Source organism: Paraplanobispora siamensis, assembly GCF_016863175.1.
Taxonomy (GTDB): Bacteria; Actinomycetota; Actinomycetes; order Streptosporangiales; family Streptosporangiaceae; genus Planobispora; species Planobispora siamensis.
On sequence record NZ_BOOJ01000020.1, the window covers coordinates 1 to 20,900 of the forward strand.

22 protein-coding genes are annotated in these 20,900 nt (G+C 72.2%); 10 read left to right on the forward strand and 12 right to left on the reverse strand.

Annotated features, from left to right (window positions below; all coding sequences use genetic code 11):
• Nucleotides 1-43 precede the first annotated feature (43 nt).
• Together Psi01_RS10130 and Psi01_RS10135 are read right to left on the reverse strand one after the other, a co-directional pair.
• The gene (locus Psi01_RS10130; RefSeq protein WP_239127413.1) at nt 44-658 is read right to left on the reverse strand and encodes a MarC family protein; all 615 of its coding nucleotides are present in this window, start codon (nt 656-658) and stop codon (nt 44-46) included.
• A 43-nt stretch (nt 659-701) separates the two neighbouring features.
• Nucleotides 702-1,343, reverse strand: a complete 642-nt coding sequence (locus tag Psi01_RS10135) for a DUF6758 family protein (protein WP_204063699.1) — start codon at nt 1,341-1,343, stop codon at nt 702-704.
• 74 nt (nt 1,344-1,417) lie between these two features.
• On the opposite strand from Psi01_RS10135, the gene Psi01_RS10140 reads away from it, so the two are divergent.
• A complete protein-coding gene (locus Psi01_RS10140) occupies nt 1,418-1,837 on the forward strand; it encodes an NUDIX hydrolase (protein ID WP_204063700.1) in 420 nt (139 codons plus the stop codon).
• Here Psi01_RS10140 and Psi01_RS10145 read toward each other — a convergent pair.
• Nucleotides 1,800-5,015: a hypothetical protein gene (locus Psi01_RS10145; protein WP_204063701.1), complete on the reverse strand. Its 3,216-nt coding sequence runs from the start codon at nt 5,013-5,015 to the stop codon at nt 1,800-1,802. The two genes, Psi01_RS10140 and Psi01_RS10145, sit on opposite strands and share 38 nt — an antisense overlap.
• A 492-nt stretch (nt 5,016-5,507) precedes the next feature.
• Here Psi01_RS10145 and Psi01_RS10150 point away from each other — a divergent pair, with 492 nt between their 5' ends.
• Both Psi01_RS10150 and Psi01_RS10155 read left to right on the forward strand, forming a co-directional pair.
• Nucleotides 5,508-6,167 carry a hypothetical protein gene (locus Psi01_RS10150; RefSeq protein ID WP_204063702.1) on the forward strand — a complete coding sequence of 220 codons (660 nt, stop codon included), beginning with the start codon at nt 5,508-5,510 and terminating at the stop codon, nt 6,165-6,167.
• Nucleotides 6,167-6,730 carry a DUF6529 family protein gene (locus Psi01_RS10155; protein WP_204063703.1) on the forward strand — a complete coding sequence of 188 codons (564 nt, stop codon included), beginning with the start codon at nt 6,167-6,169 and terminating at the stop codon, nt 6,728-6,730. Before Psi01_RS10150 ends, Psi01_RS10155 begins: the two co-directional genes overlap by 1 nt.
• On the opposite strand, the gene Psi01_RS10160 is transcribed toward Psi01_RS10155, so the two are convergent.
• On the reverse strand, nt 6,720-7,667 hold the full coding sequence (locus Psi01_RS10160) for an HpcH/HpaI aldolase/citrate lyase family protein (protein ID WP_204063704.1): 948 nt from the start codon (nt 7,665-7,667) through the stop codon (nt 6,720-6,722). The two genes, Psi01_RS10155 and Psi01_RS10160, sit on opposite strands and share 11 nt — an antisense overlap.
• A 161-nt stretch (nt 7,668-7,828) precedes the next feature.
• Here Psi01_RS10160 and Psi01_RS10165 point away from each other — a divergent pair, with 161 nt between their 5' ends.
• Together Psi01_RS10165 and Psi01_RS10170 are read left to right on the forward strand one after the other, a co-directional pair.
• Complete coding sequence (locus Psi01_RS10165) at nt 7,829-8,398, forward strand: biotin transporter BioY (protein ID WP_204063705.1); 570 nt, start codon at nt 7,829-7,831, stop codon at nt 8,396-8,398.
• A 62-nt stretch (nt 8,399-8,460) separates the two neighbouring features.
• Nucleotides 8,461-8,826: a hypothetical protein gene (locus tag Psi01_RS10170; RefSeq protein ID WP_204063706.1), complete on the forward strand. Its 366-nt coding sequence runs from the start codon at nt 8,461-8,463 to the stop codon at nt 8,824-8,826.
• A 35-nt stretch (nt 8,827-8,861) separates the two neighbouring features.
• Here the strand turns inward: Psi01_RS10170 and Psi01_RS10175 are convergent, their stop codons facing one another.
• Nucleotides 8,862-9,806, reverse strand: coding sequence for an EamA family transporter (locus Psi01_RS10175; protein WP_204063707.1), 945 nt, complete (start codon nt 9,804-9,806; stop codon nt 8,862-8,864).
• A gap of 130 nt (nt 9,807-9,936) precedes the next feature.
• Between Psi01_RS10175 and Psi01_RS10180 the strand changes: the two genes are divergently transcribed.
• Both Psi01_RS10180 and Psi01_RS10185 read left to right on the forward strand, forming a co-directional pair.
• Nucleotides 9,937-11,169: a magnesium transporter MgtE N-terminal domain-containing protein gene (locus tag Psi01_RS10180; RefSeq protein ID WP_239127421.1), complete on the forward strand. Its 1,233-nt coding sequence runs from the start codon at nt 9,937-9,939 to the stop codon at nt 11,167-11,169.
• Between the two features lie 2 nt (nt 11,170-11,171).
• Entirely contained in the window at nt 11,172-11,669 is a 498-nt protein-coding gene (locus Psi01_RS10185) for a DUF1003 domain-containing protein (protein WP_204063708.1), read from the forward strand.
• Between the two features lie 44 nt (nt 11,670-11,713).
• On the opposite strand, the gene Psi01_RS10190 is transcribed toward Psi01_RS10185, so the two are convergent.
• Nucleotides 11,714-12,202, reverse strand: a complete 489-nt coding sequence (locus Psi01_RS10190; protein WP_239127424.1) for a MarR family winged helix-turn-helix transcriptional regulator — start codon at nt 12,200-12,202, stop codon at nt 11,714-11,716.
• 199 nt (nt 12,203-12,401) lie between these two features.
• Between Psi01_RS10190 and Psi01_RS10195 the strand changes: the two genes are divergently transcribed.
• Nucleotides 12,402-13,544, forward strand: a complete 1,143-nt coding sequence (locus Psi01_RS10195; protein WP_204063709.1) for an Mrp/NBP35 family ATP-binding protein — start codon at nt 12,402-12,404, stop codon at nt 13,542-13,544.
• A 145-nt stretch (nt 13,545-13,689) separates the two neighbouring features.
• Here Psi01_RS10195 and Psi01_RS10200 read toward each other — a convergent pair whose 3' ends face one another.
• The 4 genes from Psi01_RS10200 to sigE all read right to left on the reverse strand — a co-directional run bounded on the left by Psi01_RS10200 (nt 13,690) and on the right by sigE (nt 17,296).
• Nucleotides 13,690-14,046 carry a sec-independent translocase gene (locus tag Psi01_RS10200; RefSeq protein WP_204063710.1) on the reverse strand — a complete coding sequence of 119 codons (357 nt, stop codon included), beginning with the start codon at nt 14,044-14,046 and terminating at the stop codon, nt 13,690-13,692.
• Between the two features lie 104 nt (nt 14,047-14,150).
• Complete coding sequence (locus Psi01_RS10205) at nt 14,151-15,725, reverse strand: S1C family serine protease (protein WP_239127426.1); 1,575 nt, start codon at nt 15,723-15,725, stop codon at nt 14,151-14,153.
• Between the two features lie 319 nt (nt 15,726-16,044).
• Entirely contained in the window at nt 16,045-16,587 is a 543-nt protein-coding gene (locus Psi01_RS10210; RefSeq protein ID WP_204063711.1) for a zf-HC2 domain-containing protein, read from the reverse strand.
• A gap of 76 nt (nt 16,588-16,663) precedes the next feature.
• Complete coding sequence (gene sigE / locus Psi01_RS10215) at nt 16,664-17,296, reverse strand: RNA polymerase sigma factor SigE (protein ID WP_204063712.1); 633 nt, start codon at nt 17,294-17,296, stop codon at nt 16,664-16,666.
• A 170-nt stretch (nt 17,297-17,466) separates the two neighbouring features.
• Here sigE and Psi01_RS10220 point away from each other — a divergent pair, with 170 nt between their 5' ends.
• The gene (locus tag Psi01_RS10220; protein WP_204063713.1) at nt 17,467-18,117 is read left to right on the forward strand and encodes an O-methyltransferase; all 651 of its coding nucleotides are present in this window, start codon (nt 17,467-17,469) and stop codon (nt 18,115-18,117) included.
• Between the two features lie 9 nt (nt 18,118-18,126).
• Here Psi01_RS10220 and Psi01_RS10225 read toward each other — a convergent pair whose 3' ends face one another.
• Both Psi01_RS10225 and Psi01_RS10230 read right to left on the reverse strand, forming a co-directional pair.
• A complete protein-coding gene (locus Psi01_RS10225; RefSeq protein ID WP_239127427.1) occupies nt 18,127-19,581 on the reverse strand; it encodes a leucyl aminopeptidase family protein in 1,455 nt (484 codons plus the stop codon).
• A gap of 178 nt (nt 19,582-19,759) precedes the next feature.
• Nucleotides 19,760-19,927 carry a DUF3117 domain-containing protein gene (locus tag Psi01_RS10230; RefSeq protein WP_068901342.1) on the reverse strand — a complete coding sequence of 56 codons (168 nt, stop codon included), beginning with the start codon at nt 19,925-19,927 and terminating at the stop codon, nt 19,760-19,762.
• Nucleotides 19,928-20,117: 190 nt separating this feature from the next.
• Here Psi01_RS10230 and Psi01_RS10235 point away from each other — a divergent pair, with 190 nt between their 5' ends.
• The gene (locus tag Psi01_RS10235) at nt 20,118-20,900 is read left to right on the forward strand and encodes a PaaX family transcriptional regulator (protein WP_204063715.1); all 783 of its coding nucleotides are present in this window, start codon (nt 20,118-20,120) and stop codon (nt 20,898-20,900) included.

Here is a 20,900-nt window from a genome sequence, read left to right on the forward strand (position 1 = left end):
ACCGGCGACCCCTCGCGGGGGCCGTGATTTGGCGGAAGAGGGGTCAGGCCGCGCCGAGGAGGGTGCGCACGGCGGTGATGATGAGCTGGACGGCCAGGGCGGACAGGAGCAGGCCGGCGATGCGGGTGACGAGTTCGATGCCGTTCTCTTTGATCACGCGGACGATGGTCACGGAGAAGCGCATGAACACCCACAGCAGGATGTGCACGACCGCGATGGCCAGGGCCAGGGCCAGGATGCCGCCGGTCTTGGTCTCCGCCTGCTGGGCGAAGACGATCGTCGCGACGATCGCGCCGGGGCCGGCGAGCAGGGGGGTGCCGAGCGGGACGAGCGCGACGTTGACGTTGGACTTCATCGTGCCGGCGGGTGGTTCGGTCTCCCCGGTCAGCAGCTGGAGGGCCACCAGCAGGAGCAGCAGGCCACCGGCGATCTGCATGGCCGCCACCTCGACGTGCAGGTAGGCGAGGATCGCCTGGCCGAAGACCGCGAACAGGACGATGAGGCAGAAGGCGACGATGGGGGCCTGCCGGGCGACCCGCTTGCGCTCGGCCGTGCTGCGGCCGCTGGTGTAGGCCAGGAAGAGCGGGATGATGCCGGGCGGATCCATGATGACGAACATCGTGATGAGTGCTTCAACGAAGAACTGGACGTCGAACACGAATCCCCCCGGAAACGATCAGGGGGACGAGTCTAGTGACGGATCAGGCGCCTTCCGTGCCCAGCCTGGGTGAGAAGGCGCCGAAGGGAAGGTCGAGGGCCTGGTCGTCGTCACGCAGGTCGCGAAGGCAGAGCTCGGTCAGCGTGATCAGGCAGCCCGCCTCGGCGGGCCAGACGATGGTCCACAGCCAGTCTCCCAGCGCCTCTCCGGCGTAGACCGCCCGGTCGGGGGCGCCCTCCACGCACCACAGCGCCGCCGGATGACCCTTGACCTCGATCTTCGCGTGCGCCGGGCCCTGGCCGAACCCGTCCCCGGGATCGGGGCCGTCCAGCCCGGCGAACGCCGCGCCCAGCCCCACTCCCGGCTCCTCAGCGATGATCAGCAGGTCGGCGGGTCCCTGGGTCACCGAGGGGCCCGAGAGCGCCACCACCGCGGCCCGGGTGCCGGTGCGTTCGTCGCCCGCCTCGGCGAAGCCGGTGACCAGCCATCCGGTCGGCAGCGGCCAGGGCAGCCAGACCGGGACGCGCGCACTCTGGACGACCGCCTCGACCGCCGCGGCCGACGGACGTCTGGCCGGTTGTAAGGGCAGGACGTCGCCGTGCGGGCCGCACCGCCAGGCACTTGACCAAGCACTCGGCGGACGAAGCGGGCCGAAACAGCGCGGGCAGGTTGGCGAGGCTCTCACGACTACCCACGGTGCGCTCCACGCGACCCATGAGTCAAGGCCGAAGGTCGTTATAGAGCCGTAATCTTGTCAATGTGCGCGTAAATTGTGTGGGAGCGATCGTCTTCGACGACTCCGGGCGGATCCTTCTCATCCGCCGTGGCCGCCCGCCGGCCCAGGGGATGTGGTCCGTTCCCGGGGGCCGGATCGAGTCCGGCGAGTCCGACGCCGAGGCGGTCGTCCGCGAGATGCTGGAGGAGACCGGCCTGAGGGTCGCGGTCGGTCCCCTGGCCGGCACGGTGGAACGCCCGGGCCCCGGCGGGGTCGTCTACGAGATCCGCGACTATCTGGCCGAGGTCACCGGCGGCACGCTCACCGCCGGTGACGACGCCGCCGACGCCCGCTGGTTCCCCGTCGAGGAGCTGCCGCGCCTGCCCCTGGCGCCCGACCTCCTGGAGGCCCTCACCTCGTGGGAGGTCATCGGCCGCCGTCCAGGGTCGAACGCCACAGGGTGAGGTGGTCGGCGTCGTAGGTGGTCGACCGTCCCAGGGCCACCACCTGGTCGCCGGAGACCGCGACCGCGCCGAACCCCTGGGCTCCGTCACCGGCCAGCTGCCCCTGGGTGGGCGTGTGCCGCTGCCAGGACAGCCCGTCCTCGGAGGTCCAGACCACGCTGTCGCCCTCGCCCGGCGTGCCCTGCCAGCCCACCGCCACCACGCCGTGCTCGACCGCCGCGAGGTCCTGTACGGCCGCCGCCCCCTCGGCCGGCAGCCAGACCGTCCGCCACGTCGTCCCGTTGTCGCGGGAGATCGCGGTGAAGGCCCTGTCGCCGTCCGGGGTCTGCGCGACCCCGGCCACGACGGCCTGCCCGCCGTACGTGACCACGTGCCGCAGGCTCGCCGCGGTCGCCCCTGCGGGCAGGACGGACTTGCGCGCCGTCCAGTTGACGCCGTCGGCCGACACCCAGACCACGCCGGTCTCGCCGTCCCGCGTCCCGGCGCCGCCGACGGCCATGTAGCCGGAGGAGGTCGGCGCGACGTCGTACAGGCGCACCCCGGCGCCGCCCGCGGGGAGCTTGCCCGCCCTGGTGAAGCGCTTGAGGTCGGTGGAGAACCACAGCACCGGCACGGTCCCCGACAGGTTGCGCTCCTCCCCGGCCAGGACGTAGCCGGACGGGCCGGCCGCGACCGCGTGGGGGGCCAGGAAGGCCTCGTCGGCGCCCTCCGGCTTCAGCGCGCCCATGACCGGGACCCTGCGCCAGTTCCGGCCGTCGCCGGAGACGACCAGCAGGGGCTCGGTGGAGGCGACGCTGTTCATCGTGCTGCCCACGGCGAGCCAGCCCTGCCTGCCGTACGCGATGTCGCTGAGCGCCTGGCGCCGGTCGCCGCCGAGGATCTGCGCGGGACCGCCGGGCGTCCACCGCTCGCCGTCCGGACTGGTCCAGATCCCGGCGTCACCGGACATGGCGCCGACCGCGACGAACCCGTCCTTGCCCGCGGCCACGCGGGTCATCTCGCGCGCGGGCCGGGTGAGGCCGTCGACCGCGTCCAGGGAGACCTGCCTGGCCCCGCCCCCCCGGGGCGCCGTCATGAGGACGAGCCGGTTGTCCACCCCGACGCCGGGCCGGTCACCGCCGACGACGAGGGTCCCGTCCCCGGAGATCGCCAGTGCCCGCAGCGTGCCGGGTATCTGGCCCAGTTCGGTGCTCTTGTCCCACCGGTTACGACCGTCCTTGCTGGTGTAGACGGTGTAGCTGCCGGGACCCGAGTCGGCGACCGCGGCCAGCCCGCCGGGGAAGGCCGCCAGACGCCTGACGCCGGTCCCCTGCCGGTCCAGGCCCTCGATGGTGCCGCACCGGCTCCATTCGCCGCCGTCGGAGGAGCAGTAGACCGTGGTCTCCCCCTTGGCGCTGCGCTGCTGTGCGGGGACCAGGACGAACTGCTTGCCCGCCACGGCCAGCGATCCCGGCTGGGCCGCCACGCCGTCGAGTTCCCCGTCCCCCCGGCGCCAGGACTCGCCGCCGTCGTCCGATCGCAGGGTGACGGCGCCGCCGCCCTCCCGGTCGGCCAGCACGACCACCGTGTCGCCCCGGGCGGCCACCGTCCTGAGACTGCGCACCCCGCCGGGCACGTCGAGGTCGTCCGCCTGCACCGGGGTCCAGCTCCGGCCGTCGGCCGAGGTCCAGGCGGCGGCCCGCTGGTTGCCGTCCGCGGGGACGGTGGTGCCGACCGCGACGAAGCCCGAGGAGGTCCGGGTCAGATCCATGATCCGGTCCCCCGTCTTGAAGGTCGCCCCGCCGGGCTCCACCTGGGTCCAGGTCAGGCCGTCGGTGCTGGTCCACAGGCCCGGAGGGCCCGACAGCTCGTAGCCCACGGCCGCCCAGCGGCCGTCGCCGCCGGCCACCAGGCTGACGGTGGTCGGGCCGCCCTCACGCACCGGCCCGGCCAGCTCGCCCAGCCGCCACGTCGTGCCGCCGTCCGGGGACACCAGGAACAGCGGGCGGGGAAGCGGGCTGGTGGTGTCGGTGCCGACCGCGACCACGGTGGAGCCGTCCGAGGCCATGGAGTTGAGCACCTGGCTGGAGCCGTCGCCGCCGCCTGCCGGAGGCGCGAAGGCCTGGTCTCCCGAGCGGAAGTCGTCACCGACCAGGCGCAGGCCCGAGGCGAACGGGCTGCTCATCCACCCCCACAGCACCAGTCCTCCGCCGACCGCGGCGGTCAGGACGAGGACCATCAGGAAGGGGATCACCAGGCTCCGGCCGCGCCGGCTGCGCATCGGGCTGGAACGGCGCACGGCCGAGGGGGCGGTGGCGGCGCGGTGGTGCCGTCCGCCGTTGGGGCCCCGCCTGCGCGGCGGCCCCTGGGCCACCAGGAGATCCGGCCGCGCCGGACGCCCGCCGGGGGGCTTGCCGACCCGGCGCACCGGCTCGAAGTCGTCATGGCCGTCCGGTTCGGGACGGGAGTCCTGCCGGGCCTCCCCCTGCGGCTCCCGAGCCGGAGTCACCTGCTCCGGCTCGCGGCCCCGCGTTTCCTGTTCCGGCTCGTGGGCCGGTACGGCCTGCCCCGGTCCTCGGGCCGGCACGGCCCGATCCGGTTCACGGACCCTCGGGGGCTGCTCCGGCGCGGCCCGTTCGGGTTCATGGGGCGGCGCGGCCCCTTCGGGTTCATGGGGCGGCGCGGCCCGTTCGGGTTCCGGCGGGACAGCGGGCCCCGTCGGGTTCCCCCCGTCCCGGGTGTCCCGGGTGTCCCTGGGCGGGCCCGAGGCGACCAGCAGGTCCGGACGGGTCACCATCCTGCGGCGCGGCCCCGCCGCGGGCGCCGGTTCCCCGGCGTCTCGTCCGGCTCCAGGATCGCCCGTGGGCGGCTGGGCGCCTTCCTGGGCGGGCTCGGGGGCGGGGTGGCCGGGAGGACGGGAGGCGGGGGCGTAGGGGCGGGCGTAGGGGCGGCGGCGCTCGCCGGGGGGACGGGGAGGCTCCATGTCCTCGGGGGCGGGGGCCGAGAAGGGCGGCGACATCCACGGGGAGGACAGCGGGAGGCCGCGGGTGCGGTCGTCGGAGGGGCCCGGTGGGGAGTGCTGGATCGTCGGCGGGAAACGGCGGGACTCGGGGGTCCCGGACGCGTTCGTCGCGTCGTCGGCCACGCCGTCGTCCGGCGGCCGTTGTCTCGAGCGCGGGTCGTGAGAACCCGAGGCCACGCTCAGCACCTCCTCGCAGGAAGCCTATCTGTCCGGTTTTTATCGATTACCGGACCGTTCCAGTCGTCTCCATGACACTTAACCGCAATTCCCTACAGGAAGGGCAAATCGCACGTGACCATAGTCCTACCCGCATCTCCGAAACGATCACCTCGCCGTCCGGGCCGCCTCGCGCCGCGCCGTACACCATCCAGAGCAGCATGCCGCGACGGCTATGGCGATACCTCTCTAGTGAGATTCACCATCACTGCGCCTGTTTTGTCACTCGTTAAAGAAACAAATCCGATTTCATCAGTCCACGGAGCCCCGGAAGAGAACGCGTGAACCTCCCGTCCCGGGCAGGACGACCGGACTCCGCGGGCGACATCGGGCACCAGCCCGCCACCGCCGCATCCGTGGGAGATCGCACATCTGCGGATTACTTCACAGACACCCCCGCCGGTGGGACCTTTTCATAGGGGCCAGGAAAACCCCAACCCCAGGGAGCGAACTATGAAACGGCTGGGGCCCGTTCTCACGCTGGCGTCCGGCGCGGTCATCGCCGTCGCGCTCGGAGCGCTCAGCGCCACCACCTCACCAACGATTCAGACCGCCAACGCGCAGGGCCAGCAGGCTCCGGCGGTCGAGGCCACCTCCGAGGCCTCCGCCGCGCCCAAGCCCGCCAAGACCGTCAAGCCGGTCCCGGCCAAGGCCGACTACGCCGGCCGGGTCAAGGGCAACGGCGGGCTCATCGCCATCTCCATCCGCAACGGCAAGGCCGTCGGCTACTTCTGCGACGGCAGGGTGGAGGCCTGGCTCAAGGGCAAGGCCGCCGACGGCAAGGTCACGCTGACCGGCGCCCGCAACGCCTCCGTCGAGGCGAACCTGGGCGGCGGCCGGGCCTCGGGGACGCTGGAGTTCGGCGCCAAGTCGTGGGAGTTCACCGCGCCCACCGTCAAGAAGCCCTCCGGCCTCTACCGGGCCACCGCCGTCGTCCGCGGCGCGAACGTCAAGGCCGGCTGGATCTACCTGCCCGACGGCAGCCGGGTCGGTCTGCTCTCCGTCGACGACGAGCCCGTCGACGTCGCGATCCCCGAGCCCGGCGAGAACGCGACCGTCGACGGCGAAGAGGTCGACCCCAAGGACGTCGACGAGTTCATAGGGGAGTTCTGATGCACGAGAACACGCGAGTCTCCCAGCTTCCCCCGCGGCAGAACCTCGCCCCGCTGCTCGTCCCGCTCGTCGTCGGCGGCCTCGTGGCGGTCGCGCTGGGCGTGTACGGACGCCTGCACACGCCCACCGGCTACGCGATCGGCCCGGCCGGGTTCTCCGGCCCGCTGGCGATGAAGGCCTGGCTCACCACCGGCGCGTTCCTGCTGGCGCTGGTCCAGCTGTTCTCCGCCCTGGTGATGTGGGGCAAGATCAAGATGGACGCCCCGTGGGCCCCCACCCTGCACCGCTGGTCGGGCCGGTTGGCGTTCATCCTGACGATCCCGGTGGCGTTCCACTGCCTGTACGCCCTGGGCACCCAGTTCGACGTGCCGCGTGTGATGATCCACTCGCTGCTGGGCTGCTTCTTCTACGGTGTCTTCACCGCGAAGATGCTCGCCCTGCCCAAGCGCGGGCTGCCCGGCTGGACCCTCCCGGTGCTGGGCGGGCTGACGTTCACCGCGCTGACCGGGCTCTGGCTGACCTCGTCGCTCTGGTTCTTCACCACGATCGGGATCAAGTTCTAGTCTCCGGCGGGGTGAAGGCGGTGGTCCGGGGGAGCCCTGCCGCGCGCCCCTTGGCCGCCACCACCAGCGCCATCTTCCGGGACGCCTCGTCGATCATCTCGTCGCCGAGCATGACCGCGCCGCGCTTCTCCACCGTCGTGTAGTACTCGTACGCGTCGAGGATGAGCTCGGCGTGGTCGTAGTCCTCCTGCGACGGCGAGAACACCTCGTTGGCCGCCTCCACCTGGGTGGGATGGAGCACCCACTTGCCGTCGAACCCGAGCGCCGCCGAGCGCCCGGCCACCCGGCGGTAGCCGTCCAGATCCTTGATCGCCAGGTACGGCCCGTCGACGGCCTGCAGGTCGTGGGCGCGGGCCGCCATCAGGATGCGCATCAGGATGTAGTGGTAGGCGTCGCCCTCGGTGTAGCCGGGCGGCTGCTCGCCGACCACCAGGGTCCGCATGTTGATCGAGGCCATGAAGTCGGCGGGGCCGAAGACCAGCGTCTCCAGACGGGGCGAGGCCCCGGCGACGGCGTCCACGTTGACCAGGCCCCGGGCGTTCTCGATCTGCGCCTCGATGCCGATCCGGCCGACCGGCAGCCCGTTGGCCTTCTCGATCTGGGTGAGCAGCGTGTCCAGCCAGATCACCTGGGTGGCGTCCTCGACCTTGGGCAGCATCAGGCAGTCGAGGAACTCCCCCGCGCCCTCGACGACCTCGATGACGTCGCGGTAGGTCCACTGCGTGCCGACGTCGTTGACCCGCACCACCCGGACCTTGCCCGACCAGTCGCCCTCGCGCAGCGCGGCCACGATGTTCTTGCGGGCCCCCTCCTTGGCCAGCGGCGCGACGGAGTCCTCCAGATCGAGGAAGACCTCGTCGGCGGGGAGGCCCTGCGCCTTCTCCAGGAACCGGGGGTTGCTGCCGGGGACCGCGAGGCACGAACGACGGGAGCGCATGGCCACACCGTAGCGGCCGCCCCTCCGGCCGCGGCAGAGCGGTCCCGCCTATGGCGGTCATACAAAGTCTCGGCCCCGTTCTTGGAGCCACCCTCGTGCAGGTCTCCGGTGCGATGTCCGAATAATGGGCACGACGCCTCGGTAAAGGGAGACATATCACGATGGCAAACGCTTCCTCGGTGGCCCGGCCCGCCGTACTGTCCGACCTCATCCCCGGCACCTGGGCCCGCGACATCGCGCTGGTCGTCGGCGGCGCCGCGCTGACCGGCCTGGCCGCGCAGCTCAGCTTCCCGATGTGGCCGGTCCCGGTCACCGGCCAGACCTTCGCCGTGCTGCTGGTCGGCGCGACCCTCGGCATGGGCCGCGCGGCGCTGAGCATGGCGCTCTACATGGCCGTGGGCATCGCGGGCGTGCCGTGGTTCGCGGAGGGCGCCTCGGGCTTCGGCGGCCCCACCTTCGGCTACGTCGTCGGCTTCATCGCCGCCGCCGCCGTGGTCGGCAAGCTCGCCGAGCGCGGCGGCGACCGCACCGTCGCCCGCACCGTCGGCACGATGGTCCTGGGCAACCTGGTCATCTACGCGTTCGGCCTGCCGGTCCTCATGGCCACCCTCGGCCTGGGTCTCGGCAAGGCGCTCGCGGTGGGCGTGATCCCCTTCCTCGTCGGCGACGCGATCAAGATCGCCGTCGCGGCCGGTCTGCTCCCGGCGGCCTGGAAGCTCGCCGGCCGCTGATCTCACGATCCTGTACGGCCTGCGCCCCGGAATCCGCGGGGCGCAGGCCGTACAGTCGTTTCATGAGCGTGATCGAAGAGGGCGCCAAGAAGTCGAGCGTCCTGTGGCTCTCGCTGGACCGGCCGCGGCTGGCCTGGCACACCTGGCACGACGGCGCGATCTACCTGGTCACCGGGGGCGGCGAGCAGGAACTGCCGGGCCTGGCCGGATCCGAACGGGTCGAGGTGACGCTGCGCAGCAAGGACAACGGCGGGCGGCTGGTGGTCTTCGACGCCTCCGTGGAGGTGGTCGACCAGGCCGCGCACACCGACGCGGTCGCCGCCCTGGCCAAGGACCGGCTCAACGCCGCCGACGGCGCGACCATGACCGACCGCTGGGCCGCCGAGTCCCAGGTCGTACGGCTCACGCCGCGGGAGTCGACCCTCTGAGCGAGGCCGTACGGCTCACGCCGCGGGCCCGCCGGTCACCCGACCGCCACCGACTCCCCGGGCTCCCGGACGGCGACGGGCAGGTCGGCCGTGGCCCGCTGGGCGAGATAGGCCCCGGTCAGCACGATCAGGCCGCCGACGATCTGGAAGACGCCCAGCGCCTCCCCGATCAGCACCCAGGCGATCACCGCCCCGGCGATGACCTCCAGCGAGGCGACCGTGGAGCCGACCGCGGCCGACAGCCTGCGGACCGCGGTGACGCCGAGGATGTAGGCGACGACCGTGGCGATCACGATCATCCACAGCACCGCCCCCAGCACCGGCATGGCGGGCCCGCCCTCTGGGGCGGCGGTCAGCGTGAAGGCCGACCACGGGATGTCCCACGGCCGGGAGATCGGCACGAGCACGACGGCCGCGCCGGCCAGGCCCCAGGCGATCAGCCCCAGCGGGTCCACGTCGTCGCCGAAGCCGTCGCTGAGCAGGAAGTACCCGGCGCAGCACGCCGCGGCGCCGAAGGCGAGCAGCAGGCCGAACGGGTCCAGGCTCAGGCCCGACCAGGCCTCCACCACGATGCCCAGGCCGACGACCGCCACCACGGCCCCGGTGAAGGCCGCGCGCGGCAGCCGTACCCGGCGCACGAAGCGCACCCACAGCACGACCAGCACCGGCGAGGTGAACTCGATCAGCAGGGTGATGCCCACCGGCAGCCGCGTGATCGCCGCGAAGTAGAGCGCCTGCACACCGGCCACCGCGACCACCGCGTAGGCCAGGAAGAACGGCAGGCGCGAGCGCGGGATGCGCAGGGCGCGGGGCCTGACCGCCGCCAGGATGCCGAGCAGCAGCAGCCCGGCCCCGGCCATCCGCACCCAGACCGCCTCCAGCGGCGTCAGCCCGGCGGCCCCGAGGTATTTGGCCATCGGCCCCGAGAAGGCGAAACACCAGGACGACGCGAACGCGATCAGCAGGCCTGCACGCCTCATACAGCACCATCCATGTAACTACCGTTCTAGTCTTTTGATGCTGTCATGTTGTGGCGGGTGAGGGCAAGTGGCATCCGGTATATGGGCGTGCCATGGGACTGTGTCCGGGGATACGGCCTACGCTTCAAATGTGAGGATCTTCATCGCCCGGCTCGCCGGCACCCCGATCTTCGACCCGGCCGGTGACCAGATCGGCCGGGTGCGCGACGTGGTGGTGACCGTGTCCGGGACCGCGCCGCCGCACGTGCACGGTCTGGTGGTGGAGGTGCAGCCGCGCCGGCGGATCTTCGTGCCGATCACCCGGGTCCTCGGCATCGAGGCCGGCGCGATCGTCTTCAGCGGACGGGTCAACATGCGCAGGTTCGAGCAGCGGGCCTCGGAGACCCTGGTGATCGCCGAGATGCTCGACCGGACCGTGGAGGCCGGCGGCCGGAAGATGACCGTGCTGGACCTGTCCATGGAGAAGACCAGGACGGCGGAGTGGCTGATCACCAAGGTCGCGCTGGTCAAGAGCGGTTCCGTGCTCGGCCTTCGGCGGCGCGGCGCCAGCGTGATCGTGGACTGGGACGAGGTCACCGGCTTCGACACGGTGCAGAGCGACCAGGGCGCCGCGGCGCTGCTGGCCGCCTTCGAGAGCGAGCGCGCCGCCGACCTGGCCAGCGCCCTGCACACGCTGTCCGACAAGCGGCGGATCGAGGTCGCCGCCGCCCTGGACGACGCGCGGCTCGCCGAGGTGCTGGAGGAGCTCCCCGAGCCCGACCAGATCGGCATCCTCAGCCGGCTGGACCCCGAGCGCGCCGCCGACGTGCTGGAGGAGATGGACCCCGACGACGCGGCCGACCTGCTCCAGGACCTGCCCCTCGACCAGGCCGAGGCGCTGATGGCGCTGATGGAGCCGGAGGAGGCCGCACCCGTCCGGCGGCTGCTGATCTATCCGGAGAACACCGCGGGCGGCATCATGACGTCCGAGCCGATCATCCTGCCGCCCAGCGCCACCGTCGCCGAGGCGCTGGCGCACATCCGCCAGCGGGACCACATCCCGGCCGTGGCCACGCAGGTCTACGTGACCCGCCCGCCCGTCGAGACGCCGACCGGCAGGTATCTCGGCCTGACCCACTTCCAGCGCCTGCTCCGCGAGCCCCCGTCCACCCTGATCGGCACCGTGATGGACGACTCCCTGGACCCGATCAGGCCCGACTTCACCCTGAAGCAGGTGACCTCCTACCTGGCCACCTACGACCTGGTGGCCGTACCGGTGGTGGACGAGGCGGGCCTGCTGGTCGGCGCGGTCACCGTCGACGACGTGCTCGACCATCTGCTCCCGGGTGACTGGCGGGAGCATGAGGACCACGGAGGAGCGTGAGCATGACCGACCGGCTCGACCAGCCCAGGGAACTGGGCCTGCGCCTGCGCCCGCACTACGACCCGGAGGCCTTCGGGCGGCTGTCGGAGCGCATCGCCCGGTTCCTCGGCACCGCCAGGTTCCTCGTCTACATGACCGGCTTCGTCGCGGTCTGGATCCTGTGGAACATCTTCGCCCCCGAGGCCTGGCGCTTCGACCCCTACCCGTTCATCTTCCTCACGCTGATGCTGTCGCTGCAGGCCTCCTACGCCGCCCCGCTGATCCTGCTGGCCCAGAACCGGCAGGACGACCGGGACCGCATCCAGAACGAGCACGACCGCCGGGCCGCCGCGCGCAACCAGGCCGACGTCGAGTATCTGACCCGCGAGATCGCGGCCCTGCGCATCGCGCTCGGCGAGGTGGCCACCCGCGACTACATCCGCTCGGAGCTCCAGCGTCTCCAGGAGGACCTCCGCGAGCCCTCCGAGGCCGCCCTCCCCCGCTCCAACGTGACCCGGTGAGCCGCCGCCGTCCGGGGCCCGGGACTGCGGCCGGGGCCCGGCGGTCAGCGCTCGGCGGCGTCGGGGAACAGCTTGGTGAGCATGGCCGCGCACTGGCGCAGCTCGTCGGCGTCGAGCACGTCGAGGAAGCGGGTCCGGATGCCGCGCAGGTAGGTGGGGGTGGCCTCGGCCAGGCGCAGGGCGCCGGCGTCGGTGAGGACCGCGAACAGGCCGCGCGCGTCACTGGCGCAGGCCTCCCGCTGGACCAGGCCGTCACGCTGGAGCCGGTCGATGAGCCGCGTCAGCCCGCTGCGCGAGAGCAGGACCCGCTCCGCCAGGTCGTTCATCCGCAGCCGCCGCTCGGGCGCCTCCGACAGCTGGGTCAGCACGTCGTAGGAGGCCAGGGCCAGGTCGTGCTCGACCAACAGATCCGTCTCCAGCAGCCGGGTGATGCGCACCTGGGCCCGCTGGAGCATGCGCCAGACCACCAGCTCCTCGGAACTGATCTCCCCGGGGCCGATGGCGTCTCTTGACTCGCTCGCCGTCACGGTCACGGAGTAACCTTAGAACGTTGCATGCGCATCTACATAGCGAATTGTCCGGATCGGTTCAGCGTGCCCACCCCCGGAGTTCTTCGCAGTCCCGCTGGGTTCATACCATGGACCCGGCCCCTGAACGTCTGGACGACACACGACAAGGAGGGACGGCATCCCCCGTCGCCCTCAAGGTGGCGGTCTCTTGCCTACACTTTCGATGGCACCTACCCCGGAACTCGTGACGGCCGCCCTCGCGACCGTCAACGACCCTGAGATCCGTCGGCCGATCACCGAGCTCGACATGGTCAAGAGCGTCGACATCTCCCCCGAAGGGGTCGTGCGCGTCGGCGTCTTCCTCACGGTGGCGGGCTGTCCCATGCGCGACACCATCACCCGCGACGTCACCGCCGCGGTCTCCAAGGTCGAGGGCGTGACCGGCGTCCAGGTCGAGATGGACGTGATGAGCACCGAGCAGCGCAAGACGCTGCAGACCAAGCTGCGCGGCGACCGCGGCCCCGAGAAGGAGATCCCGTTCGCCAAGCCCGGCTCGCTGACCCGCGTGTTCGCGGTCGCCTCGGGCAAGGGCGGCGTCGGCAAGTCCTCCGTCACGGTGAACCTGGCCGCCGCCATGGCCTCCAACGGCCTGAAGGTCGGCGTCGTGGACGCCGACATCTACGGCCACAGCGTGCCCCGCATGCTCGGCGTCTCCGAGCGGCCCACCAAGGTCGAGGACATGATCATGCCGCCGGTGGCGCATGACATCAAGGTCATCTCGGTCGGCATGTTCAAGCCCGAGGGCAACACCCCGGTGGTGTGGCGCGGCCCCATGCTCGACCGCGCGCTGCACCAGTTCCTGGCGGACGTCTACTGGGGCGACCTCGACGTCCTGCTGATGGACCTGCCCCCGGGCACCGGCGACATCGCGATCTCGGTGGCGCAGCGTCTGCCGTCCGCGGAGATCCTGGTGGTGACCACCCCGCAGCAGGCCGCCGCCGAGGTCGCCGAGCGCGCCGGCTCCATCGCCGCGCAGACCCACCAGCAGATCGCCGGCGTCATCGAGAACATGGCGTGGCTGCCCTGCCCGCACTGCGACGAGAAGATCTCGGTCTTCGGCGAGGGCGGCGGCCAGACCGTGGCCGACGCGCTCACCCGCACGCTCGGCTCCCGCGTGCCGCTGCTGGGCCAGGTGCCCATCGACATGCGGCTGCGCGAGGGCGGCGACGAGGGCAAGCCGCTCGTGCTCACCGACCCCGACGCGCCGGCCGCGGCCGAGCTGCACCGCATCGCGGCGGGCCTGAGCAAGAAGTCGGGCAGCCTCAAGGGCATGCAGCTGGGCATCTCCCCCACCCGGGGCCGCTGAAGACCGGCGAGAAACGACAGGAGGCGCTCCCCCGAGGGGGGCGCCTCCTGCCGTTTCCGTCGTCCGTCGCGTGTTTCCGTCGTCCCACGCCGTTCCGTCCCACGCCGTCCCGTCGCCCGTCGTGCGCGCTCGCCGTACCGGCGGCTCAGGTGGCCTCCGGGTCGTACGGCGGGACCTCGCCGTAGCCGAGCTCCTCGACCGCGTGGGAGGCCGCGGCGGGTACGGCGGCCGCGGCGGTGGGAGAGGCGTTCCAGTCGTCCTCGAGGTCGGCGGTGAGGTGCTTGCGGACGAAGTTCTTCGGGTTGAGGTCCGCGGGGTCGAAGTTGGCGAACTCGGGCCCGAGCCCCGTCTGCAGGTCCTCCTTGGCGTTGTTGGCCATCCGGCGCAGGTTGCGCAGGGTCCTGCCGGCCTGGGCGGCGGCCTGCGGCAGCTTCTCCGGGCCGAAGACCAGCAGGGCGATGACCACCAGCGCCGCGATCTCAGGCCAGCCGAGTCCGAACACTGTGATCTCCTACGGGCTCAACGAGGTCGCTCTCCCGGACGGGTCCCGGAGAGCTTCCAGACTAATGCTCCCGACCTCAAGCATGCACCCACGCGGTCCGCAGGTCAGGAGGGAGCGGGCGTGGGGGTGGCCACATCCGCCTGCACGGTCACGGTGGCGGTCTTCTCCTGGCCGCCGCGCAGGTACTTGACCTCCAGCTTGTCGCCCGGCGCCTTGCCCCGGACCAGGGCGATCAGCTCGTTGCCGTCCTGCAGGACCAGGCCGTTGACCTCCAGGATGACGTCGCCCGGCTTGATCCCGGCCTTGTCGGCGGCGCCGCCCGGCGTGACGGGCGCGCTGCCGTCCACCGCCTCGCTCGCGATCCGCACGCCGGTCCCCTCGTACCGGGGGTCGATCATCACGCCGATCCGGGACTTGCTCGCCTTGCCGGTGGTGACCAGCTCCTCGGCGACCCTGCGCGCGTGGTTGACCGGGATGGCGAAGCCGAGGCCGATGCTGCCGCCCTGCTCGCCGATCTGCCGGCCCAGGGTGGCGATCGCCGAGTTGACGCCGATGACCTCGCCGTTGGCGTTGACCAGCGGGCCGCCGGAGTTGCCGGGGTTGATCGCGGCGTCGGTCTGGATGGCGCTGAACCAGGTGGTGTCGGAGCTGTTCTCCTCGCCCGCCTGGACCGGGCGGTTGAGGGAGCTGACGATCCCGGTGGTGACCGTGCCGGTCAGGCCGAGCGGGGAGCCGATCGCGATGACCGGGTCGCCCACCACCACGTTGTCGGAGTTGCCGAGGGTGATCTCCGGCATGCCGAAGGTCTCCTCGGGCTTGACCACGGCGAGGTCGGACTCGGGGTCGCGGCCGATGATCCGGGCCGAGGTGGACTTGCGGTTGTTGAACTGGATCTGGATCTGCCCGCCGCCGGCGGCGGCCGCGACCACGTGGTTGTTGGTGACCACGTAACCGCCCTTGATCAGGAAGCCGGAGCCGGTGCCCGAGCTGCCCCCGCCCTCGACGGCCAGCGAGACCACGCTGGGCAGCACCTTGGTCGCCACGCCCGCCACGGACTCCGGGGGCCTGGCGTTGGAGGCGCCGGAGCCGGTCGCGGGAAGGTTGTAGGAGGGGTCCACGCCCGAGCCCGTCGGGCGGGTGAGCAGGTAGGTGCCGACGCTGCCGAGCGCCGAGGCGAGCAGGGCGATGACCACGGCGAGCGCGACGAAGGTGCCGATGCCCATGCCCCGCCTGACGGGGGCCCCGGCGGGCGCGACGGTCGCGACGGAGGCGGGCGGCGGCGCCCAGCCCGGTCCCATGCCGAACGCCTGGGAGGGCGGGGGCGGCGGGTTGCCGAAGACCGCGGTGTCGTTGCCGGGCGGTCCCGGTGGCGTGATCATGGGCGCGGTGTCCGGGCGCGGGCGGCCGGAGGGGTCGCCCCAGCCGGTGTCCTGCGCGGATCCGGTCCAGCCCTGTTGCGGCGCGGGCTGGTCCCGGCGGTCCCGCGCGGGCGGCCCGCCCAGCTGGCTCCAGCCGTCACCGGGACGGTCTCCGCCGGACTCTCCGGCGGGCGCGGAGCCCTCGGCGGGCAGGAACTCCGGCCGGGAGGGCTCCGGGGACCGGCCAGACGCGTCGGCGAGATCCGACGGCGCGCGCCCCTCGGCGTCGTTCCCCTGGTGGGTGCGGGGGTCGTCGGTCATCGACTACTCACTACTCCTCGCCTCGTATGAGACCGCTCGCCGGCAGCAGGCCACGCCATTTTCCCTGGAACGGCATACGAGAGACATAAAGCACGCCTCATCCGGAGGGATCGTCCCAGGCGGGGGCGGCCCCGCCCGGATCCCGATCGTATGCCCGCGGCGCCGCCGCGCATGCCCGCACCGGGGCACTCACCGAGCGCACGCGGCCCCGGAGAAACGGACATCTCAGCCATACGATCTGGATTCATCAGATACCAGTATCGCGGAGAGACGTCGTGCACGAGATGCCGCCCTCACGGCACCCGGGTGAGCGGTCCCGTCAGGGGCTGGGAGACAGCGGCGCGGGCAGCGGGGTCGGCGTCACCGTGACGCTGCTGGACGGCGCGGTGTTCCCGGGCTGGTTGGCGAACATGTCGGCCGGCGGGCGCGGGCCGGACTCGGCCCCTCCTACGACGAACAGCGTGCCCAGCGCCACGGCCGCCGAGGCGAAGCCCACCGCGACGTAACCCGCCCGGCGCGAGCGGCGGGGTCCGGCGGCGCGTCCGCGGGGCCGGTTGTCCGGCGGTGCGATGCTGTGCATGCTCGGAATCGGCGCCCCGCCGAAGGTCCTGGGCGCCGGAAAAGGCCGCTCCCGCGGCGGCAGCGGGCCACCGGGCTCCGCCATCCGCAACAGCGACACGGTCAGGTCCGCCGGCATCGACGGCCCGTCCAGGGACCGCAGGCGGCTCTTCAGCGCGCGCATGGTGTCGACCTCGGCCCGGCAGCTCGCGCAGAACGTCAGGTGGGCCAGGGCGCGGTCGCGCTCGTGGTGGTTCAGCTCTCCGTCGACGAGGGCCGAAACCCGCTCTCCAAGATGACTCATGCCGACTCCTTGCCAAGCAACTCGTCGTGACATTCGCCCTTGACGGTGGTGCTCATTTCGGGCCTTCGCTGGTTCTTCATGCCAACTCCTCCCCACGAGTGACACTCGGGGGGAACTGCTCGTCGCGCGGCGCACGGTGCTCCAGCGCGTCACGCAACTGGGCCCGGCCGCGGTGGATGCGGCTGCGGACGGTGCCGAGCTTCACCCCGAGCGTCGCGGCGATCTCCTCGTAGGACAGTCCCTCGATGTCGCACAGGACGACGGCCGCGCGGAACTCCGGGGCGAGCGCGTCGAGCGCCGCCTGGATGTCGGGCTCCAGATGGTTGTCGTCGTAGGCCTGGGCCGGGGACGGCTCGCGCCCGCGCAGCCGTTCGGCCGCGTCGTCGGCGAGCCCCTCGAACCTGATGCGCTGCTTGCGCCGCGCCATGTCGAGGAACAGGTTCGTGGTGATGCGGTGCAGCCAGCCCTCGAAGGTGCCCGGCGTGTAGTTCGACAGGGATCTGAAGACCCGGACGAAGACCTCCTGGGTGAGGTCCTCGGCGTCGTGGACGTTCCCGGTCAGCCGATAGGCCAGCCGGTAGACACGGGCCGAGTGGGTCCGGACCACCTCCTCCCAGGTGGGAGGCGTCCAGTCAGACATGGGAGCATCCGCCTGGTGGTCGGATCCGTCCACCGGCACTCCTCTCTCCGGGACCACCGCTATCGCCATAGTGCCTGGTTTCGTCCCTTCATGCGTACTCACTACCTTCAGGACCGGCAAAGGCCGCTTAAACCGTGCAACGCACCGGGCGTGACATGAGTTCCCGATCTGGCCTGACTCCCTTAGGCTGCGACCCAGTCCTATATGACTGTGTACGGAGAAAGCGGGAGGAGAGGCCGATGGCAGAGACGCCGACAAGTCCGTTGGAGGCCACTCTGGCCTATGCCGAGGACTTCCATCCCGAGGACGAGATCCTGCGCACCGCACGCCTGCGGGGCGCGGAGGTGGGCGCGCCCCCGATCGCCCCCAGCGGCGGCGCGGCCCTGTGCTTCCTGGCCACGGCCATCAACGCCCGCGCCGTCGTGGAGATCGGCACCGGCTGCGGCGTCTCCGGTCTGTGGCTGCTCCGTGGCATGCGTCAGGACGGCACCCTGACCAGCGTGGACGTCGAGCCCGAGCACCAGCGCCTGGCCCGGCAGAGCTTCGCCCAGGCGGGGTTCTCCGGCGGCCGGGTCCGGCTGATCACCGGCCGCGCCCTCGACGTGCTGCCCCGCCTGTCCGACGGCGGCTACGACATGGTCTTCTGCGACGGCGCCAAGCAGGAGTACGGCGACTATCTGGCCGAGGCCGTACGGCTGCTCCGGGTGGGCGGCATCGTGGTCTTCGACAACGCCCTGTGGCACCACCGGGTCGCCGACCCGACCCAGCGCGACCCGGACACCGTCGCCGTGCGGGAGCTGGGCAAGCTGGTGCGCGCCGACGAACGGCTCCGCCCGCTCCTGCTGCCGCTCGGCGACGGCATCCTCGCCGCGCTCAAGCTCACCGACTAGCGCTCAGGCTCACCGGCCGGTCAGCCACTCCAGCAGCAGGCGGACGCCGAACCCGGTCGCGCCCTTGGTGAGCAGGCCCTCGTCGGCCGTGCTGCGGCCGACCCCGGCGATGTCCAGGTGGGCCCACGGCCGCTTGCCGGTGAACTCGCGCAGGAACAGCGCCGCGGTGATCGACCCCGCGCCGTAGGCGGAGCCCGCCTCGATGTTGGCCAGGTCCGCGACCGCGGACTCCAGGGCCGGGGCGTAGTCGTCGATCAGTGGCATTCGCCACAGTCGCTCGCCGCTGGCCTCCCCCGCCTCGTTCAGCCTCGCGGCCAGCTCGTCGTCGGAGGCGAACACGGCGCCCAGGCCCTTGCCGAGCGCGATGCCGATCGCCCCGGTCAGCGTGGCGATGTCCACCATGAGGTCCGGGTCGAGCTCGGCGTCGGCGTAGGCCAGCGCGTCGGCCATCACCAGGCGGCCCTCGGCGTCGGTGTTGAGCACCTCGACGGTCCGCCCGCCGTACTGCGTGATCACGTCTCCGGGCCGCTGGGCGGAGCCGGAGAAGGAGTTCTCGGCGGCGGCGATCAGGCCCGTGACGCGCACCGGCGCCCCCAGCCTGGCCAGCGCGCCGAGCACCGCGATGACGACCGCGCCGCCCGCCATGTCGGTCTTCATGAACTTCATGTTGTCGGTGGGCTTGAGCGACAGGCCGCCGGTGTCGTAGGTGATGCCCTTGCCGACGAGGACGTAGTGCCCGATCCGCTCGCCCCGGGCGCGGCGCTCCGGCGCGTCGGCGGGCTCGTAGGACAGCTGGATCAGCCGCGGCGGGCTCACCGAGCCCTGGCCGACGGCCAGGATGCCGCCGAAGCCGCCGGACCGCAGCGCGTCCTCGTCCCACACCCGGGCGCTGGTGCGCCCCTGCGGGCCGTCCTCGGCCAGCTGCTCCAGGGCCCGCTCGGCGAGCCACTCGGGGTTCTTCTCCGACGACGGCGTGTTGGCCAGGTCCCTGGCGAGCGCGACCGCTCCGGCGATCGCCTGCCCCCTGGCCACCTCGGCCTCGGCGTCCTCGCTTGCGAACTCGATCGCGGCGACCGGCCCGGAGCCGCTCTCGCCGATCCGGAAGGTGTAGGCGGCCAGCAGCGCGCCCTCCACGAACGCGGCCCGCGCCCCCTCGGGCAGCACCACGCTGAGCGCGTCACGGCCCTTGGCCCGGCGCGCGACCGCCGCCCCCGCCTTGCGCAGCGCGGTGGCCGAGCCGTCGCCCACGCCGTACAGCAGCACGCGCCCGACGGCGTCGCCGCGGGCGACCGGCACCTCGACGATCTCACCCGCCTCGCCTTTGGCCTGGTAGTGCTCCAGCAGCGGGGCGGCCGGGACGGGGAGCTCGACCCGGGGAGCGAGATCCTCCCCGAAGGGGACCGCCAGCAGGGCGGCGTCCGCCGACGCCTGCGCGACCGTGGTGATCGAGGTCTGTATGGGCACGTGACAACTCCAGATCGTGAACCGGGAAACACCACGGCCCTGGCGCGAGCCACCACGGAGGCGGTCCAGCGGCCAGGGCCGTGTCATCGGTCGCGGTCGGACGGGCCATCGTCGGTGTCGTGCTTCTCGGAGCACGGGGGTCGGCGCCCGTCACATCCCGCCGGAGATCAGGCCGGACTCAGCCGACGACCTTCTTCAGCTCCTCACCCAGGGCCCCCGCCTCGTCGGCCGAGAGTTCGACGACGAGCCGGCCGCCGCCCTCCAGGGGAACCCGCATGACGATCCCCCTGCCTTCCTTGACGACCTCCAGCGGACCATCGCCGGTCCTCGGCTTCATCGCCGCCATGCGTGTATCCCTTCCTGCTTCGGGCTCCGGATCTCCGACTGACCCGAGGGTGGCCGACGCATTCACGTCTTCTGTGATGTCCTATTATCCCGCCTCCGCACTCGGATTGGGAACGATCAGGTTCCGCATCTCGCCATCAAGCGCTCAATACCGTTGTCCGCAGCCCCTCCGGACGACCAAACTTGTCTTCGTGAACGCCCGCGCCGCGTTGTTCGACCTGTACGGGGACCACCTGCGGTCCCGGGGCGGCCGTGCGTCCGTGGCCGCGCTGGTCCGGCTCCTCGCCCCCCTGGAGATCGCGGCTCCCGCCGTGCGCACGGCCATCTCGCGGATGGTCCGGCAGGGCTGGCTCACCCCCGTCCGCCTGCCCAGCGGCCCCGGCTACGAGGTCACCCCCAAGTGCGTGCGCCGTCTCGACGAGGCCGCACTGAGAATTTACCGAGCCGGGACGATCGCCTGGTCGGGCCGCTGGCACCTGGTCGTGCTCCAGCCGTTGCGCGAGCGTCCGCGACGCGAGCGGGTCAAGGCCGACCTGTCCTTCCTCGGATACGCGCCGCTGTCGGAGACGACCTGGATCGGCCCGCGCTCCTCCCCCGAACTCGACTCCCTGCTCGCGGGGGAGAAGGCCGTGGCCGAGCGGTTCGAGGCCGTGCTCGACGGCGACCCGCGGGCCATGGTCGCCAGGACCTGGGACCTGGAGGCCATCGGGACGGCCTACGAGGAGTGGCTGGCCCAGGCGACGGAGCTGATCGGCGCCCTGCCGGACGGCTCCCCCGACGACCGCGTCTTCGCCACCCGCAGCAGGCTGTTGCACGGGTGGCGCAACTTCCTCTTCCGCGATCCCGGGCTCCCGGCCTGCCTGCTGCCGGACGGCTGGGCCGGGGAGAAGGCCAGAGCCTACTTCGAGCAGGAGGCCGCCCGGCTGCTCCCCGCGGCCGCGGCGTTCGTCGACAGCCAGCTGACCGAACAGTGA

Coding starts and splice junctions, on each gene's coding strand:
- Psi01_RS10185 (WP_204063708.1), top strand. CDS start 11,172: ATGACCGACCGGCTCGACCAGCCCAGGGAACTGGGCCTGCGCCTGCGC.
- Psi01_RS10155 (WP_204063703.1), top strand. CDS start 6,167: ATGCACGAGAACACGCGAGTCTCCCAGCTTCCCCCGCGGCAGAACCTC.
- Psi01_RS10210 (WP_204063711.1), bottom strand. CDS start 16,587: ATGAGTCATCTTGGAGAGCGGGTTTCGGCCCTCGTCGACGGAGAGCTG.
- Psi01_RS10150 (WP_204063702.1), top strand. CDS start 5,508: ATGAAACGGCTGGGGCCCGTTCTCACGCTGGCGTCCGGCGCGGTCATC.
- Psi01_RS10165 (WP_204063705.1), top strand. CDS start 7,829: ATGGCAAACGCTTCCTCGGTGGCCCGGCCCGCCGTACTGTCCGACCTC.
- Psi01_RS10175 (WP_204063707.1), bottom strand. CDS start 9,806: ATGAGGCGTGCAGGCCTGCTGATCGCGTTCGCGTCGTCCTGGTGTTTC.
- sigE (WP_204063712.1), bottom strand. CDS start 17,296: ATGGCGATAGCGGTGGTCCCGGAGAGAGGAGTGCCGGTGGACGGATCC.
- Psi01_RS10220 (WP_204063713.1), top strand. CDS start 17,467: ATGGCAGAGACGCCGACAAGTCCGTTGGAGGCCACTCTGGCCTATGCC.
- Psi01_RS10195 (WP_204063709.1), top strand. CDS start 12,402: ATGGCACCTACCCCGGAACTCGTGACGGCCGCCCTCGCGACCGTCAAC.
- Psi01_RS10205 (WP_239127426.1), bottom strand. CDS start 15,725: ATGACCGACGACCCCCGCACCCACCAGGGGAACGACGCCGAGGGGCGC.
- Psi01_RS10160 (WP_204063704.1), bottom strand. CDS start 7,667: ATGCGCTCCCGTCGTTCGTGCCTCGCGGTCCCCGGCAGCAACCCCCGG.
- Psi01_RS10170 (WP_204063706.1), top strand. CDS start 8,461: ATGAGCGTGATCGAAGAGGGCGCCAAGAAGTCGAGCGTCCTGTGGCTC.
- Psi01_RS10230 (WP_068901342.1), bottom strand. CDS start 19,927: ATGGCGGCGATGAAGCCGAGGACCGGCGATGGTCCGCTGGAGGTCGTC.